General features: G+C 43.6%; 15 protein-coding genes and 1 pseudogene. 14 read left to right on the top strand and 2 right to left on the bottom strand.

The features are described from left to right. Nucleotides 1-88: 88 nt before the first annotated feature. Nucleotides 89-955 carry a MurR/RpiR family transcriptional regulator gene (locus tag NSQ68_RS13165; RefSeq protein WP_307345161.1) on the bottom strand — a complete coding sequence of 289 codons (867 nt, stop codon included), beginning with the start codon at nt 953-955 and terminating at the stop codon, nt 89-91. A gap of 180 nt (nt 956-1,135) precedes the next feature. Between NSQ68_RS13165 and NSQ68_RS13160 the strand changes: the two genes are divergently transcribed. The 3 genes and pseudogenes from NSQ68_RS13160 to NSQ68_RS13150 form a co-directional block, all read left to right on the top strand. Continuing rightward, a complete protein-coding gene (locus NSQ68_RS13160; RefSeq protein WP_342426190.1) occupies nt 1,136-2,155 on the top strand; it encodes a Gfo/Idh/MocA family oxidoreductase in 1,020 nt (339 codons plus the stop codon). 1 nt (nt 2,156) lies between these two features. Continuing rightward, complete coding sequence (locus tag NSQ68_RS13155; protein WP_342426189.1) at nt 2,157-3,143, top strand: Gfo/Idh/MocA family oxidoreductase; 987 nt, start codon at nt 2,157-2,159, stop codon at nt 3,141-3,143. 183 nt (nt 3,144-3,326) lie between these two features. Beyond that, a pseudogene (locus tag NSQ68_RS13150) lies at nt 3,327-3,751 on the top strand (aldo/keto reductase); the annotation flags it as partial. A gap of 25 nt (nt 3,752-3,776) precedes the next feature. Here NSQ68_RS13150 and NSQ68_RS13145 read toward each other — a convergent pair. Further along, on the bottom strand, nt 3,777-6,011 hold the full coding sequence (locus NSQ68_RS13145; protein WP_307345147.1) for an alpha-galactosidase: 2,235 nt from the start codon (nt 6,009-6,011) through the stop codon (nt 3,777-3,779). A 242-nt stretch (nt 6,012-6,253) separates the two neighbouring features. Between NSQ68_RS13145 and NSQ68_RS13140 the strand changes: the two genes are divergently transcribed. The 11 genes from NSQ68_RS13140 (at nt 6,254) to NSQ68_RS13090 (ending at nt 18,180) form a co-directional block, all read left to right on the top strand. Further along, nucleotides 6,254-7,093: an AraC family transcriptional regulator gene (locus tag NSQ68_RS13140; protein ID WP_307345143.1), complete on the top strand. Its 840-nt coding sequence runs from the start codon at nt 6,254-6,256 to the stop codon at nt 7,091-7,093. Nucleotides 7,094-7,229: 136 nt separating this feature from the next. Continuing rightward, complete coding sequence (locus tag NSQ68_RS13135; protein WP_307345140.1) at nt 7,230-8,087, top strand: GRP family sugar transporter; 858 nt, start codon at nt 7,230-7,232, stop codon at nt 8,085-8,087. A 178-nt stretch (nt 8,088-8,265) separates the two neighbouring features. Further along, a complete protein-coding gene (locus tag NSQ68_RS13130) occupies nt 8,266-9,315 on the top strand; it encodes a LacI family DNA-binding transcriptional regulator (protein WP_307345136.1) in 1,050 nt (349 codons plus the stop codon). A 52-nt stretch (nt 9,316-9,367) separates the two neighbouring features. Then, nucleotides 9,368-10,540 (top strand): Gfo/Idh/MocA family oxidoreductase, encoded by a 1,173-nt coding sequence (locus NSQ68_RS13125; protein ID WP_342426188.1) that lies wholly within the window; start codon nt 9,368-9,370, stop codon nt 10,538-10,540. 36 nt (nt 10,541-10,576) lie between these two features. Beyond that, complete coding sequence (locus NSQ68_RS13120; protein ID WP_342426187.1) at nt 10,577-11,302, top strand: ThuA domain-containing protein; 726 nt, start codon at nt 10,577-10,579, stop codon at nt 11,300-11,302. Nucleotides 11,303-11,377: 75 nt separating this feature from the next. Further along, on the top strand, nt 11,378-12,484 hold the full coding sequence (locus NSQ68_RS13115; RefSeq protein WP_342426186.1) for a Gfo/Idh/MocA family oxidoreductase: 1,107 nt from the start codon (nt 11,378-11,380) through the stop codon (nt 12,482-12,484). Nucleotides 12,485-13,091: 607 nt separating this feature from the next. Beyond that, the gene (locus NSQ68_RS13110) at nt 13,092-14,129 is read left to right on the top strand and encodes an aldo/keto reductase (RefSeq protein WP_342426185.1); all 1,038 of its coding nucleotides are present in this window, start codon (nt 13,092-13,094) and stop codon (nt 14,127-14,129) included. Between the two features lie 101 nt (nt 14,130-14,230). Beyond that, complete coding sequence (locus tag NSQ68_RS13105) at nt 14,231-14,803, top strand: TetR/AcrR family transcriptional regulator (protein ID WP_342426184.1); 573 nt, start codon at nt 14,231-14,233, stop codon at nt 14,801-14,803. Nucleotides 14,804-15,071: 268 nt separating this feature from the next. Then, the gene (locus NSQ68_RS13100) at nt 15,072-15,824 is read left to right on the top strand and encodes an SDR family NAD(P)-dependent oxidoreductase (RefSeq protein ID WP_342426183.1); all 753 of its coding nucleotides are present in this window, start codon (nt 15,072-15,074) and stop codon (nt 15,822-15,824) included. A gap of 49 nt (nt 15,825-15,873) precedes the next feature. Continuing rightward, complete coding sequence (locus NSQ68_RS13095) at nt 15,874-16,947, top strand: alkene reductase (RefSeq protein WP_342426182.1); 1,074 nt, start codon at nt 15,874-15,876, stop codon at nt 16,945-16,947. A gap of 234 nt (nt 16,948-17,181) precedes the next feature. Further along, entirely contained in the window at nt 17,182-18,180 is a 999-nt protein-coding gene (locus tag NSQ68_RS13090) for an NADP-dependent oxidoreductase (RefSeq protein ID WP_342426181.1), read from the top strand. Nucleotides 18,181-18,406 lie beyond the last annotated feature (226 nt).

Here is an 18,406-nt window from a genome sequence, read left to right as displayed (position 1 = left end):
GATACTAACTAGACCTTATTTGCCGAAAAACAACCATATATACTTATAAGTTGCTGCTTATTTTGAAGTTAGAGAGAAGCTGATCCTTCTATACGTCATTCATCATGTCATTGAGATGCGAATTCTTCAACGATTGTGTTAGGATTTGCATGTTTTTCAAGTAGTCGATTTTATAGATACAGGAGTAAATCACATTTAATACATAGTCAAAGGCAATTTGCGACGAAAATGTACCAATCTTGGCATGTTTTACTTCGTCATTAGGCACCTGGATACAGATATTACTGAGTTTGGCCAATTCATTTTGATTGGTTGCTGTAATTGTGATAAATGGAATATTTTCATGTGTAAAATGCCTTGCTGCTTTTAAAAAAATTGGCGATTTTCCGTGGTAAGTTAAAAAAACAGCGCAATCCTGTGGCGTAAGATTAGCCGTATGGTACGCCCACTCAGACAGCTCCGTAGCTATAACCACATACTTGTTAATTTTCACTAATTTATTTTGGAAACTTTTTGCACGTATTTGTGAATCTCCTAACGCATATATAAAGATCCTTTTCGCTTGATCCAGCAATAGGGCTGTTTGCGACAATAAATCATCATCCATGAATGTAAAGTTTTTTTCAATCGTTTCCTTCATTAATTCTGCAATTTCTTTCGCCACTTGAAGTGGGGATTCATCAAAACCAAACGGATAGTTGGGGTCTACATTGGAAATGTTCTGGGTATTCTGTTGAAACTCCCGAGCAAGTTTGATTATGAACTCTTTGAAGCCGGATAGTCCAAGTTTATGTGTTAATCGATTAATCGCGGAATGCGAAGTATATGTTGCCTTTGCAAGCTCCTGAATATTTAAGTGCAGGATACTTTCCTTTTGAAGCAAAATATAGGATGCAATGCTTTTTTCGTTTGGTGTAAAGTTTTGCATTTCGGATAATTGCATCAGTATTTTCAACAGGTTCACTCCGGTTCAATTGAAATGACGTTTGATAAAGGATATAAAATAAACATTTTGTTCGAAAATAAACAAACATTTTTAAAAATATTCGGTTGATTGTACCATTTTGGCGGCAAATCCTTTACGATCAACGTTCTTCTTCTATAATAAATGAAAAAGAGCCTAGGGGGAATTAATATGCTTAACATCGGTTATATTGGGAATGGCAAAAGCACCAATCGGTATCATCTTCCTTTTTCATTGACCAGAGATCATTTGAACGTAAAGACGATCTACGCCCGTAATCCAGATAAAAGGGAGTGGGAGAAAATCCCTGGTGTGCAGTATACAGATAATCTTGAATCTCTAATGAACGATAAGGAAATTCAGTTGATTGTTATCTGTACACCTGTAGAATCCCACTACACTTATGCGAAGATGGCACTCGACCACGGAAAAAATGTACTTGTTGAGAAACCCTTTATGTTAACGAAAGAAGAAACTGTGTCCATCTTCCAATATGCCAAAGAGAAAAATCTGATTATTCAATGCTATCAAAACAGACGTTACGATTCGGATTTTCTCACTACAAAGAAGGTTATTGAATCAGGGAAACTCGGTGATTTGTTGGAGGTGGAAATGCATTTCGATTATTATCGCCCTGAGACCCCCAACTCCACCTCTCATTTTTCCAAATATAACAGTTACTTATATGGACATGGCGCTCATACCATTGACCAAGTTCTTTCCTATTTTGGGAAGCCTGACACGATCCATTACGACGTGCGCCAATTGCTCGGTTCTGGAAGAATGAATGATTATTTTGATCTGGATTTTTATTATTCTTCACTCAAGGTATCCATCAAATCCAGCTTTTTTCGTTTAAAAGAGCGGCCGAGTTTTGTAGTTTACGGCAAAAAAGGCGTTTTTATAAAGCAGACAAAGGATCGTCAGGAGGAGCATCTGAAATTATACTATCTGCCTAAGGGACACTCCGATTTCGGCATCGACCTGCCCGAGCATTACGGCATCTTAACATATCTGGATGATAAGGGCGAGTATCATGAAGAAAAAGTCATTTCTGAAAAGGGAGACTATGCCCGAGTGTATGACGATATTTATCAGTCGATCGTAATTGGTAAAGAAAAAGTGATTAAAGACGAAGAAACGATAATGTGTATGGAAATACTTGAAAAAGGTATAGAGGAGTGCAGCTAAAATGAAGTTAGGAATTGTCGGAGCAGGGATGATCGTAGGGGATCTATTAAGCTTTATTCAGGAAATCCCGACCATTTTACTAAAGGGCATTTGTTCTAGACCTAGCCACAAGGAGAAATTACTGGATTTGCAAAGTAAATATGGAATATCTCAGATTTATTCGGATTACAGCGAGATGCTGATGAGTCGTGATGTGGATACAGTTTATATCGGGCTGCCTAATCATCTTCATTATTCATATGCCAAAGAAGCATTATTGAGTGGTAAACATGTCATTTGCGAGAAGCCGTTTACTTCCACTTTGCAAGAATTTCTAGAGCTAAAAGAAATTGCTCAGCAAAGAAAACTGGTATTGGTGGAAGCCATAACGAATCAATATTTGAAAAATTATTTGTCAATGAAGGAGTATCTACCTAAGCTTGGTGAGATCAAAATAGTTGAATGCAACTATTCTCAATACTCATCTCGGTATGAAGCTTTCAAAGCGGGAATAATCCAGCCTGCGTTTAATCCGGAAATGTCTGGTGGAGCCTTGATGGATATTAATTTATATAATATTCATTTGGTTGTTGGATTCTTCGGGAGCCCGAAGAAAGTGGAGTATTGGGCGAACATGGAGCGTGGAATTGATACTTCAGGTATGCTTCTGCTTGATTACGGTGATTTCAAGTGTGTCTGCATAGGTTCAAAAGACAGTACGGCACCCAATGCAGTGAACGTTCAAGGCAATAAGGGTTATATACACATGGCAAGTTCAGCAAATATATGCGACTGCTTTGATTACACTGCAAATAAGGAAACGCCAATTCGGGTGGATCAGAAAGATCATCCCCATCGAATGTATGATGAATTCGTTGAGTTTGACCGTATCATCGAGGAAAAAGATTTGGGGAAAGTCTCAGAAATGCTTGAACACAGCGAGAGGGTCATGAATGTCATTGAGAAAGCCAAGCAATCCGCCAATCTTGTATTTGGTCCTGACAAATAAAGAAGCAGCTCAATTACTGAGTTGCTTCTGATCCGTAATTCCCACCACAGCGGACGCTGCATAACGAACAACCACTTCTTGGTTTAGTTCCCGATTTCTTGCTTCATTCATGTCGACCTATTTTCAAAGTTCATCAATCATAAATTCAAGAAACTGAGTGCGGAAGTAAGGGGCGCCTTTGCTTACCAGCATCGTGTTGATCCAGATGTGCCGATCGAAGAGGTAGCGGGAGCTGTGCAAGATCTGATCCGGGAAGGAAAGGTGAAGCATTGGGGATTGTCTGAAGCAGGAGTGAAGACCATTCGTCGTGCACACGCGGTTCAGCCACTCACTGCAATTCAAAGTGAGTGTTCCCTGTGGTGGAGACGTCCCGAAGAGGAACTCCTCCTTGCCCTAGAAGAGCTCGAAATTGGCTTCGTGCCGTTCAATCCCTTGGGCAAGGGGGACCTGACGGGGAGTTTTAACGCAAATACGACATTCAATCATGGCGACTTGCGGACATTGAACTCACATCCGAAGATGTGCGCGATATTAACAGCGCAGTCTCGCAGATCACTTTGATGGGCGCCAGATATACAGAGGAACTGGAGAGAAGAACGGGCCTTTGATATCATTCTTCAAGTCATAATCCAATCATGAGGAAATCTCTTTTGTTAAAGTAAATAATTGAGATGAGAAATCATATTTCTTCGCAATATTAAAATTCTGTCCCGCCTTATGAGGCGGGGTGAGTACAAGTCCAATGCTCATTAACTCGCTGCCAGTAAAACGTTGGCCCAGCTCTTCCACAAAATATACTGCCTTTTCATCCAGCCCGACTAGCTTTAGCCGTAAATAAGCTTCATTCGGTCGCGAGAGTGCCTGGTACCAACCGACGAGAGCATGCTCACGTTCTGCATCAATGACCATCCAGGCAGTCTCATTTTTTTCAAAGGGACTTAACAGACGGTAAAAGGTTCCCTGTGTAATTAATCGTCGGTGACGTTTATACACTTGTATTTGTTCTTTGATTACATTGCACTCTTCTTCGGACAAAGCTAATGGATCAAGTTCATAACCGAATACACCAAAGTAGGCGGCATTAGATCTGGTTTGCAGCGGTGCGGTTCTGCCTACTTGGTGGTTCGGGATGGTTGATACATGAGCACCCATGCTGCTAAGCGGATAGGCCATGGAAGTGCCATACTGAATCTTCAGACGTTCAATAGCCTCACTATCGTCGCTTGTCCATGTTTGTGGAGCATAATAAAGCATCCCTGGATCAAACCGTCCCCCACCGGAAGCACAGGACTCAAACAAAATCTCAGGGTGTTCGGTAATCAGCTTCTCATATAAAGCATATACACCTAGGACATAGCGGTGAAAAAATTCGCCCTGTCTTTCCTTGCCCAGAGATAACGAATAGGCTTCTGAAATACAGCGATTCATATCCCATTTTACGTATTCGATCCGAGCAGAAGAGAGCACGTCATCCATTAACTTAAACAGGTAATCCACAACAGGTGGTTGGGAATAATCAAGAACATATTGATGCCGTCCATGCTTGCGTTGGCGGCCGGGTGTTCCCACAACCCAGTCTGGATGCTCCCTCATAATATGAGAGTCGGAGTTAACCATTTCTGGCTCAAACCAAAGACCGAATTTCATCCCGAGCTCATTGATCTTCTTTGCCAAATTTGAGATTCCGTTCGGTAGCTTTTCAGGATTTTCAAACCAGTCGCCGAGGGATGAGGTATCATTGTTTCTTCGACCAAACCATCCGTCATCCAAGACAAAGAGTTCAATCCCCAGTTCACTTGATTTTTTTGCCATATCAACTATTTTCTTCTCGGTAAAATCAAAATAGGTCCCCTCCCAGTTATTGATCAATACAGGTCGTTCCCGCTCGGTCCAACTGCTGCGAATTAAGTGTTTATTGTACAGGCTATGGTATGCTTGACTCATGCCATTTAAACCGCTATCAGAATAGACCAGAACTGCTTCAGGCGAATAAAAACATTCTCCTGGCTTCAGGGTCCAGCAGAATTTGTCAGGATGAATGCCGATCATCAATCGGGTAGTTGAATAGCTGTCCACTTCCGCCTGGGCAAGAAAGTTCCCGCTGTAAACGAGATTAACCGCATATACTTCTCCTTGGTGTTCCTGTGATCCGGGTTTGGCAAGCACCAGAAATGGATTGTGAACATGACTACTAATTCCTCGTGTGCTCCCAATCGACTGTATCCCAGGTCTCAATGGTGTACGCTCCACATGACGTTCCCTGCCCCAAGCCCCTGATAAATGAATAATTTCATATTCGGCTTCAGGGAGATCAAGACTCAGGCTCATTAGACGGTTGACTCTCAGGGGATCATTCCCGGAATTCGTTATGGATACAGATCTCGTGATCACGGGCAGTTCACTGAAGATGGTATAAGCAAGCACGGCCACCGCTCCTGTAAGAGAATCGGTCAGCGTGATGAGGAGTGTCTCTGATTCATGTGCTTCATTACAAAATGTAGCTGGAAGATGGGGGATTTTAGGTTTTCTAGTGACTACCTCGTAATGGTCATAAATGAACTCCATTATATGAGATCCGTCCTCCTGTATGATCTCAATTGCTGGCTCTCGAAAGTCTCCACTTCCCGCAGAAGGAAATTCCTGCTTAATACTTTCCAACGATGTCACCAAGTCACTATCAAACTCACCGACAGACACGGGACGATAGCTTCGCTCGATAAAGCGGTCATATTGACCCAGGTACTCTATTTTTTTGCCGTAATATAAATGCTCCAGTTGCCCGTTCTCCATGACACGGAAAAGATAACTGCAGTATTTGTTCGTTAAGTGAAATGTCCGTTCCTTTTGGTTAACTTGTAGACTAGCCATGTACATAGCCCCTTTCAAAATATGTCTAACCACTTGAAAGCGTTATTATTAAGTCAGCATAACAAAAATAGTGATAGAAAATACATGACTTTTTTTAAGTCGAATATAGGAAAAACAAAGAACCTTATAAAAAATATAGTTTAGGGCCAAACTTTTTCTGGACATTTGTCATCCTTAACTTATGCTATACTGATAAATTAACAAGCATAGGTTCTTTATTTGGGAAAGTGAGGAGGATGCCAATGGGCCAGAATATGATTCAATATGTTGATACGTATACCAGTTCAGAGCATAAAAATATATCAGATTTGATTTTGTATAACTGTGGCACAGAGCTCTGCTTATCCAATCAGGATTTTGGACCCATCGCCCGCGATTTTAATCTGGTTCATTTTGTGCTAAAAGGACGAGGTAGGCTGGTGATTGACAACAAAAATTACGATATAGGAGAAGGGCAGGCTTTTTTAATTCCGGCCAATAGGGTAGCTTATTACCAGGCGGATGAAGCCGAGCCTTGGGAGTACAGTTGGGTCGGCTTTATGGGCATTAAATCCGACATCTACCTGCAGAACATATCACGTCCACACCAGAACCCTTATATAATTGATATCGAAGATATTACGTTCTTTCACTCCACGATTCTTGAGATGTTGCGGATCGGAGATAACACGCTTTCTTCATCGCTGGCTATACAGGGGTATTTATTCCATATTCTTGCCAAACTTGTACACGACTTGGGCGAAACGATGTCGATAAAGGAACAGCTTCCTTATTCGGTGCAAGCGATAAACTTTATTGAGAAAAACTACATCAGTGGCATCCAGATTAGTGAAGTAGCGGAGTACCTTGGTCTACATCCGAATTATCTGACCTCCGTTTTCAAACTAGAGACTGGTGAAACGCCTAAACAATATCTGATTGTCCTCAGGATTAGAAAAGCGTGTGAATTGCTGCAGCATACGGACTATTCGATCCAGGTCATATCCAATTCGGTCGGCTATACCGATCAGTTGACCTTTTCGCGAGCTTTTAAAAATGTAATGAGCATATCACCCAGCGCGTATAGAAAACAATTTCTTTGATTTTGCTATATTGATCTATAAAAATATTTGTATTTAGAAGCGGTTTTTTTTGCTATCGTAAAACTGTAGATTTTTCCTGCATGGCATTTTTAACGATTGTAGGAAGAGTACTTTTTACGGGAGGAGAATTCCGCGCGTGGATTTCATTATTGCTTTTATTCCAGCCATTGGCTGGGGAATTATGCCGATTTTGGCACATATAACAAATGCCAGTCCCCGAGAACAGCTGACAGGTACCGTTATTGGTGCTATGCTGTTTGCCCTGTGCTTGTATATCATTCATCCTACCTCATTAACACCGATTCATTTTGTGGTAAGTTTTATATCTGGTATTTTATGGGCCGCTGGACAATTGCTCCAGTTTCAAGCTTTTCAAAAAGTAAGCGTATCGATCGCCATTCCTGTGATTTGTGGTCTGCAGTTGATAGGGACGACGCTATTTGCCGCACTTATTTTGGGTGAATGGATAACAGGGTACCAATATGCGATAGGCGTTGGTTCTCTTCTGTGTATATTGGCAGGAGTTCTGTTAACCAGCTATCGGGGCAAGTCTGCTGGCTTGTCCAAGCCTTTGCCGGTACCAATTATCATAATGTTGGTTTGCTCGGGGTTAGCGTTAAGCAGTTATGTCGTGATTAATCAGTTCTTTCATATATCGGGGCTATCCGTCATTCTGCCGCAATCGCTCGGTATGCTATGCTCAGCCGTGGTCATGAATCTGAAAGGCAAAAAGCGGCTACGATTCTCTCTGGTGGTTCGCAATTTGTCTACAGGATTGGTTTGGAGCCTTGCGAATCTAGCACTATTTATTTCCAACGGCTTGATCGGCGTGGCGGCTAGTTTTCCGATCTCTCAAGCGAGCATTGCCATTGCCTGTGTTGGCAGCATTTTAATATTTAAGGAAAAGAAGAGTCCAAAGGAATGGATAGGTATACTTGCGGGAATTACAATACTGATGATAGGAGTAGGAATGATCAGCATGCTCAAGCCTTAAGGAATCATTTTGTATCTTGTATATGATCATGTGTTTTGACTGTTTGCCAGTAGGAACCACAAGACCACGTTCTTTTAGTAACGAAAAGAGCTTATCCATCTATGGGGTACGCTTTTTGGGATTGACAGAGGTATGGCTGCATGAGAAAATGTACGCGCGTACATAAAATGATTTGGAGGTGGGTAATATTGTTTCGCGCAAGGAAGTAGCCGAACTTTCCGGCGTGTCTGAAGCGACAGTATCCCGGGTCTTGAATGCGGTAGGTCCTATCAAAGAGGATACGCGAAGAAGGGTTCTGGACGCAGCCAATCAACTTGGATATGTTCCCAGTGCGCTGGCCCGTAACTTTGCCCGAAGGAAGAGTGGCCATCTTGGTGTGGTTATGCCTTATGTCCCGAAGGCGCACTTGTTCTCAGCCTATTTTTTCTCTGAGATGCTGAGTGGTATCGGAAATAAGGCTAGAGACAGCGGACTTGATCTGCTTCTATTGTTTCGGAAGCCGGGGGAACGGATTGATTACAGTAGTCTTTTCCGTCAGCAAAGGATCGATACCTGTATCATCCTTGGAGCCAGGGATGACCACGATGAGGTGGAAGCTCTAAAGAGACTTCAGGAAGAAGGACGTCCGTTCTGCGTCATGAATCACCATTTTCAAGGACAATCGTTCTGTGAAGTGGATGCAGACCATGTAGAAGGCAGCCGGGCGGCTGTAAGTCACCTCATCGAGCAGGGATACAAGCGGATTGCCTTTCTCAACGGTCCGGACATCTATTCCAATAGTACTGAGCGAATGAAGGGTTATCGTACCGCGCTTCAGGAGGCTGGGATTGAATATGACCACAAACTGCTTCTGGAAGGTAACTATAGCCGTCGGAGCGGGCTCGAAGCCTCAGCTACAATCGCAGACCAATTGAATGATATTGATGCTGTATTTGCGGCGAACGACCGGATGGCCCTCGGGGTAATGCAGGGTCTTCGTGAGCGCGGACTGGCAGCTGACCGGTTTCCGGCGTTTGTAGGCTATGACGATTCGGATGCGGCTGAGATGGCTGTTCCGCCGCTAAGCAGTGTCCGCGTTCCTTTTTATGAGATGGGGGAGCTTGCAGCCTCGAAGCTTATACCCGATTCTCTGAATCTTATTCCAGCTCTGGAACTAACCGGGTGCGACTCAATAAGAGAACTCTTATCCACAGAACTGATTATCAGAGCGTCATCCATTCGTCGATAACACCATTCGTCAAAAATTCGTTGAAACTCAGACCCATAAGGAGGATCACGACATGTCTAATCGTCTTCGTATCGGAATGGTTGGCTACAAATTTATGGGCAAGGCTCACAGCAACGCTTACCGCAGTCTACCCATGTTCTTCCCAGATGCCCCGCTGCAGCCAGAAATGTCCGTTATCTGTGGACGCAACGCGCGGGGGGTTCAGGCGGCTGCCCTCCAGTTCGGCTGGACCGAAAGTGTTACGGATTGGCGTGATCTAGTGAAACGTAACGATATTGATCTCATTGATATTAACGCCCCGAGTAATGCCCATAAGGAAATTGTCGTTGAGGCCGCCCTCCATGGCAAGCATCTGTTCTGTGAGAAGCCGCTTGCGCTCTCGCTGGCGGATTCCCGTGACATGCTGCAGGTAGCAGAGGAAGCAGGGGTCAGACATATGGTAGGCTTCAACTACCGCTTTTCTCCGGCTGTCCAGCTGGCAAAGCAACTAGTCGAGAGCGGTCGCCTAGGCAAAATTTATCATTTCCGTGCCTTCTTCCTTCAAGACTGGATCATGGACCCGTCCTTCCCGCTGGTATGGCGGCTGCAAAAAGAAGTGGCCGGTTCTGGCTCTCATGGAGACCTTGGCGCCCATCTGATTGATCTCGCTCGCTTTCTGGTCGGCGAGTTTCACGAAGTCATCGGCATGAGCGAGACTTTCATCAAACAGCGTCCGCTGGCTACGGAGATGAGCGGATTGAGCTCCAAAAGGAGTACCGAGGCCAATGCACCGATGGGAGAAGTGACGGTTGATGATGCCACGCTGTTCCTAGCACGTTTCGCTGGAGGTGCGCTGGGCAGCTTCGAGGCCACACGTTTTGCTGCTGGACATCGGAGCACCAATTCATTCGAGATCAACGGTAGCCTAGGCAGCGTGCGGTTTGACTTTGAACGAATGAACGAACTGGAAGTGTATTTCACACAGGATGAGGAAGACGTTCAGGGCTTTCGCCGCGTACTCGCCACCGATCCGGTACACAAGTATTCCGAAGCCTGGTGGCCTGCAGGACATACAATTGGATTCGAACATACCTTCACCCACGAGATGCTTGAGATGTTGAGTGCCATCTCCGAAGGACGGCAACCTTCGCCGAACTTCCACGACGGGGTTGCTTGTCAGGCTGTGCTTGAAGCGGTAGAACGATCCATAGAGGAACGACGCTGGGTATCCATTGAAGAAATGTAGTATAACAATACATTCCGAAAGGTGAGTGGATTACAGATGCGCAAGGCACTGATTGTATGGGGTGGATGGAACGGACATGAGCCGGAGCAGGTGGCGGCCATTTTTGAACGCATTTTGAAGGAAGAGCAGTTCGAGGTGGAGGTGTCTAATACCCTTGAAGCTTATCAGGATGCAAAGAAACTGCTTGACCTGGACCTGATCGTTCCAATGTGGACCATGGGAGCGATTGAGCAGGAACTGGTCGATAATGTCTCAGCTGCGGTTCAAAGCGGCGTAGGTCTCACAGGCTGCCATGGTGGCATGTGTGATGCCTTCCGGAACAATGTGGACTGGCAGTTCATGACAGGCGGGCAATGGGTTGCACATCCCGGCAATGACGGGGTGGAATATATGGTGAACATAAAGCGTGGATCGAGCCCACTTCTAGACCACATTGAGGATTTTCAGGTCAAAAGCGAGCAGTATTACCTCCACGTGGACCCGGCAGTTGAAGTGCTGGCAACCACGCGCTTCCCGGTCGTACCGGGCCCCCATTCAGCCAATGGGCCGGTGGATATGCCCGTTGTATGGACGAAGCGCTGGGGGAACGGCCGCGTCTTCTACAATTCACTGGGACATCACGCAGATATCATAGATATGCCTCAAGTGACCGAGATGATGCGTAGCGGGTTTCTGTGGGCAGCAGGCAAACAGGCGGTGGTCACCCGGGGCATCTCTCAGGCAGAGGTTTATACAGGCATGACAGACAACCAGCAACGCTAGGGTGAACATGATGGTATCCGATGTAATAAAAGAATGCCATTATCCATTTTTTCTGAAGAAGAAGGGAGTCCAGGCATGAACAAAATGAAAGTAGGCATTATCGGGTGTGGTAAAATTAGCGGAATTTACATGGAAAATTGCCATCGTTTCGACATTCTGGAGCTGTTCGCAGTAGCGGATCTGAACCAAAGTAGGGCAGAGGAGCAGGCGATAGCGTTCAACGTTCCGAACGTATATACGGTAGATGAGATTTTGGCTGATCCGCAGATCGAACTCATCATTAATTTGACCATTCCAGCCGTTCACGCCGAGGTGTGTTTCAGAGCTCTTGAGGCTGGCAAGCATGTCTATGTGGAGAAGCCACTTGCCGTCACTCGTGAGCAGGGCCAGGCTGTCTTGGATCTTGCTCATCAAAAGGGACTACTTGTTGGCAGCGCACCGGAGACCTTCTTCGGTTCCGGCATACAGACATCATTGAAGCTGATTGAAGACGGGGTCATCGGGAATCCGGTAGCTGCTACGGCTTTCATGATGAGCCGTGGACATGAACATTGGCATCCCGATCCTGAATTTTATTATGCAGTCGGCGGTGGACCGATGTTTGATATGGGCCCTTATTATTTGACGGCTCTGGTGCAATTGCTGGGACCGATTGCCGCCATTTCGGGCATGACCAGCAAGGCGATGGATCAGCGAACGATTACGAGCGAGAAAAAGAGGGGCCAGACCATCCCGGTCGATATTCCGACCCATGTGGCTGGATTATTGCGCTTCAAGCAGGGAGCTGTTGGTACGCTGATTACCAGCTTTGACATTTTTGGAGGTAGCACTCTGCCACCGATCGAGGTATATGGTACGCATGGGACATTGCAGGTACCTGACCCGAACACATTCGGAGGGCCAGTTCGCTATAGACTGTTAGGCGAGCAAGAATGGACAGAGGCACCGCTACTGCCGGGCTACCAGGAGAATACACGGGGTATCGGTGTTGCCGATATGGCCTATGCCATCCGCAATGGACGGCCTCACCGCGCCAGCGGAGAACTGGCCTACCATGTGCTGGAAGCGATGTGGGCATTCCATGATTCTTCCGATCAGCAGACCTTTTATACGATGCAGAGCACATGTCAGCGCCCGGCGGTTTTACCGGAAAACCTGCCCTTATATACGTTAGATGTGTAAACTAATGTCAGCCTGATGCTGCTCCGCAGCATTCAAAAATTATAAGACTGGAGAGTATATTCGAAAAGTCGGGTTTTGGATTTTTTACATCCGCTTTGAATATTCATTTCCATTAAAAAGAAGACTCCAGCTCCGTTTTGACCATGGCTTTGGAGTCTTCTTGGTTCAATTTTTGGGAAATTCGACAGATCGAGGAGTTGTATAATTTATTGAAGTTATCTCAATAAATAGGCTAGATATTAGAAAAGAATCGAGTCGGTTGGCTTTTTACGTATAACTGGCTCTGGCTCATGATATACAACATCATTAAAGCCGAAGCCAGACTGAACCTATGGTGCTACGGTGCCGTTACGGTAGTGATAATCTCCAAGGCAAACACATAATAGGAAAAAAGTATAACCGAAAAGATAACCGTTCTAGCACAGTAATAAAATCATTCTTTACCGATCGTTCTAGATATGTTATATTGTTGGCGTGGAGGAGTACGCGGATAAGAAGCCAAGAGTTATGGGGAGTGGTGTGAGTGCGAGATCTTGCCGTGGAGTCCTTCTGCGCATATTAGAATGATCATTCTTATTAAAACAGATGGAGAAGGGATGGATTGAACATGGAATATCGTGTATTAGGAAATACAGGTCTAAAAGTAAGCAGTTTTGTATTAGGTACAGGTACTTTTGGTTTTTGGGGGAACAACACGGAGAAAGAAGCTGCAGTTATGTTGGATGAGGCTTTGGCTGGAGGCATTAACCTGATCGATACAGCGGATGTCTATTCAAGTGGTCAATCCGAAGAAATTCTGGGTCACATCCTAAAAGGACGCAGACGGGATGTTATTCTGGCCACGAAAGGCGGAATGCCCATGGGCAGTGGGCTTAATCAATCCGGTAACTCTAAATATTGGATCAAGCGTGCAGTAGAGGGGAGCTTGAGAAGGTTGCAAACGGATTATATCGATTTGTATCAACTACATCAGCCGGATCTCCATACTGATATTGAAGAGAGTCTTGACGCACTTACAGACCTGGTTCGTGAAGGGAAGATTCGATATATTGGTACGTCCAATTTTCAGGCATGGCAGGTAACCGAAGCACAGTGGACTAGCGAACGTAAAAATACAGCACGCTTTGTATCCGAGCAAGCCCCATATTCCATTGTGAATCGGAGTATCGAATTCGATTTGCTTGCTGCAACTGCAAAATATGGAATGGGCGTAATGGTTTGGAGCCCACTTTCGGGTGGTCTACTAACGGGAAAATACCGCTCAGGAGAAGCGGTTGCTCCAGATTCAAGAGCGGCGAGTTCTCTAGGGAAACTTTCAATTGTTGTAGACCCGAATCGAGAAGAAAACCGAACCAAGTTTGAGGCCGTTGCTAAGCTCCAAACCCTTGCAAATGAAGCAGGATTAACTTTGCCACATCTTGCCATGGCATTTACACAAGCTCATTCGTCAGTTACTTCTGCTATAGTGGGGGCAAGAACAATTGAGCAACTTCGTGAAACGTTAAAAGGCAGCGACATCCGATTAAGCACTGATATCCTGGATGCGATAGATGCTATCGTTCCGCCAGGAGTAACCCTGGATGCCCTGGAAAAAGGCTGGACGCCTGATTGGTTACAAGCGGACAAACGAAGAATCCTGGGTTAAATATATAAGACAGACCTCATACCTGCCATGTATTCACTTTTTTTAAATCTAGTTTGCCGATCCTTCACTTAATTGTATAATGATTATTCGAGGTGATGACGATGGCAAGATCAAAAGAATTTGAAGTTAATGAAGTATTAGATAAAGCAATACACCTGTTTTGGGCACAAGGATATGAGAAAACTTCAATGCAAGATTTGGTTGAATTTATGGGTATTCACCGAAGAAGTATCTATGATACCTTTGGGGATAAGCATGCCTTATTTATGAAAGCTCTCGAACGATATGAAACAAAGCAGACCAGTAAGATGAGGTTTCTGATTGAAAAACAAAAACCGATCAAAGAATTAATTCGGGAGTTGTTTGAGGCGACAGTAAGAAACGAAGGAGAACCTCTAGGGTGTTTTCTTGTGAATTCAGGTGTGGAGCTCGGCGTGTTGGACCCTGAAGTTGCATCCTTAGTCGATGAGAGTTATTCGCGAACTGAGGAACTCTTGACTAACCTTGTTCTGAAGGGTCAACAATCGGGTGAGTTCAAGGCTAACTTTGATCCAGTAGTTATTTCGCATTATTTAATGAATGCGTGGTTGGGGCTACGTACGTTGGTTAAGACAACGACGGATCAGCAAAAATTAAAGAATATTATTGATATGACACTGTCCGCGTTAGATTAAAAGTGGAATTACAGCATGACAGGCAAAAGGAGTCACCTAAATGGAGCGGAAGAAAGAACTTGTATCTTATGCCTCAAACAAGTCAAGGAATACCGCTCCAAAATTAAAATTCTTAGCCGCAAAAAATTCTTTACTGTTCGTTCTAAAATTGATGTGCTAATAGCAAGTTAGATCTAACTATTTTTTTTACCATAATAAGAATGATCGTTCTAAAATCGTCTTTAAAACTCATTTATACTAATCTGCATGTTATGAAGGAGAGAATATTATGAAGTACACAGTTATCACAGGAGCAAGTTCAGGGATTGGATATGAGACGGCATTGGCGTTTGCTGCACGCGGCAAAAACTTAATTTTGGTAGCTAGAAGATTGGATAAATTAGAAGAACTTAAATCAGCAATTCAGGATATTGATCCTACTGTAAATGTTATTGTTCGTACAAGTGACCTGTCTGTTACAGATCAGGCTTACACACTATATAACAATTTAAAGGAATACCACATTGAGACCTGGATTAACAACGCGGGGCTCGGTGAAGCTTCTTTTGTAGCAGAACAGAATTTAGATAAAGTTGAAACTATGTTACGTGTTAACATCGAATCCTTGACGATCCTTTCTACACTATATGTGCGAGATTATGCTGATATAGAAGGAACTCAGTTAATTAACGTCTCATCTGCACTCGGATATGCCATTGTTGTTGGGAGTGTTGCTTATTCTGCATCTAAATATTACGTTAGTGCCTTCACAGAGGGCCTTGCAAAAGAACTAGAAATGAAAGGTGCAAAACTAAAAGCAAAGGTTTTAGCACCAGCTATAACGGAAACGGAATTCGTGAAGAAATCATTAGATACTGAAGAATTTGATTACAAAGCAAACATGCCTAAGTACCACACTGCCAAACAAATGGCGGGCTTCATGGTGGATCTTTATGATAACAATGATGGGGTAGGTATTGTAGACCAGAACTATAATTTCAAGCTGAGAGGCCCAATCTATCCAATAATTCCAGAATTTTAAATCGAATTAATATATCCGTATAATTTCATTTGAAGAGGGGAGTATCAGAATGGAAAAGTTGTGGAGTAAAACGAAAATTGGAGAAATGGAGTTACCACATCGTTTAGCAATGGCACCAATGACACGTAGTAGATCGCAAGAAGATGGTACACCGGGAGAGCTAACTTCCCTTTATTATGCTCAACGAGCGTCAATGGGACTCGTTATTACGGAAGGTACACAACCTTCTGATGATGGTCAAGGGTACTTATGGTCACCTGGGATCTATACGGATAAGCATATTGAAGGATGGAAAAAGGTTACAGATGCAGTGCATGAAGCAGGTGGATATATGTATATCCAATTAATGCATGCTGGTCGCATGTCGCACCCAGACAATACACCACATCATCGTCAACCTGTTGCGCCATCTGCAATCGCGCCAGGTGTAGAAATGTTTACTGCTAAAGGTATGCAGGACATCTCTGTTCCGCGTGAGTTAAGTAAAGAGGATATTCAAACGACTATTGCAGATTTCCGAAAAGCAGCAGCTGCGGCTGTTAAAGCAGGTGCAGATGGCGTTGAAATCCATGGAGCAAATGGTTATCTGATTAATCAATTTATCGGAGAAAATTCGAATACACGGACGGATGAATATGGGGGATATATAGAAAATCGTGCTCGCTTCGCGATTGAAGTAACGAAAGCCATTGTCGAAGAAATCGGAGCAGAAAGAACAGGCTTCCGTATCTCGCCGGGGACACCTCTTGGTGGGATTCAAGATGGTGAACAAGGTCCTGAACTTTATCGTTATCTTGTAAAAGAATTAGCTCAATTGGATTTAGCTTACCTTCATGTCATGCATCTTGTAAAAGAATTAGCTCAATTGGATTTAGCTTACCTTCATGTCATGCATCTTGGAAACGAAAAACTGCTCCAAGACATTCGTTCAATCTGGACGAATCCTTTGTTAGTCAATCGTGCTGGACGAGCTCTGGAGGATCTTAGCGTGGATATAGATAGTGGCCTTGCTGATCTGGTGCCTGTTGGTGTGTGGTCATTAGCCAATCCAGATTTAGTGGAACGGCTTCAAAAAGGTGCACCATTGAACGAAGCAGATCCGACAACATTCTTTGGTCTGTGAAGCAAAGGTTACACGGATTATCCTACGATGGAAGAATTAGAATCCCAAAAGAGGTAACAATAGTGAATATGGTAAATCATGGCGTACGACTGAAATTTGTACGCCATGATTTATCTACTCTACCTTGATTTTATTAGCCAAGCACTGAATATTTATTTTGATCCACCTACACTCGTAACTAGTGATTGCATTCATGGTATGCTACCCCAAATTAGCAAAGGAAGAGGATGAATCATGAGAGCAGCACAAATACAGAAATATTCAAAAAAAATCCAAGTGGAATTAAATGATGTTAACATACCAAAGATTAATAACCATGAGGTACTTGTCAAAGTAAAGGCTGCAGGTGTAAATCCACTGGATATTCTTAATCTGAATGGCAGTGTTCGGATGATTGCCGACTATAAGTTGCCATTAACTTTAGGAAATGAACTATCTGGTGTTATTGAAGCCGTTGGTAATGATGTTTTGAATTTTAAGGTGGGTGACTCTGTTTATACGAGATTGCCGCTTAATAAAATCGGTGCTTTTGCAGAGTATGCGGCCGTAAATGTTGATGCTTTATCCATCATGCCTGAAAATCTATCTTTTATTGAAGCTGCTGCGGTACCCCTTACTGCCTTGACTGCATATCAAGCATTGCACGATATACTCCGTGCCCAGCCGAATAGAAAGCTATTCATTCCTGGAGGAACCGGAGGATTCGGCGCTATGGCAATCCCCATTGCCAAATCAATGGGATTATATGTTATTACAAGTGGAAGTGAAAGAGGCAGATCACGTACACTGTTGATCGGGGCTGATCAATTTATAAATTATAAGGCAGAGAATTATGCTAACATACTGTCTGATGTCGATTATGTGATCGACACCTTGGGTACCAAAGAGATCAAAGCTGAACTGGGAATTTTAAAACCGCAAGGGAAATTGGTATCATTGAAAGCCGGACCTAATTATCGCTTTGCGGTTGACAATCATTTTCCGATGTGGAAAAAAGCATTGTTTGGTCTAGTGGGTGCTCGCTTAGATTCTTTAGCACGTAAGAATCAAAATGAATATCGTTTTTTATTTGTGCAAGCCAATGGAAGTCAATTACAAGAAATCACTAAACTTGTTGAAAAAGAAAATATAAAGCCCTCTATAGATTCAACTTATACGTTTGGTGACATTAACAAGGCGCTGATTAAAGTGTCGACGGGCCACTCCCAAGGCAAAGTGATAGTGACCTTCTAAATAATAAGCAACCTAAGTGATGTTGCTTGCGTGTTCTGAGAACAAACAATTTATAATAAATGCCAAAGTAAATAAAAAAATATATTTTTTCATGATAATAGAATATTAATTCTGCTATTTGTATCTAGAACGTGCATTCTAGCGGGTAAAAAAAGCGATATTCACGGACCTTTAAGAGCGAGTAGAAGCCCTAGTAACGCCGATGCAGATTTACTCTCGATTGACT

It is taken from the genome of Paenibacillus sp. FSL L8-0158 (assembly GCF_038592965.1).
In the GTDB taxonomy this organism is placed as follows: domain Bacteria; phylum Bacillota; class Bacilli; order Paenibacillales; family Paenibacillaceae; genus Paenibacillus; species Paenibacillus polymyxa_D.
This window is presented reverse-complemented; position numbering and strand designations above follow the sequence as displayed.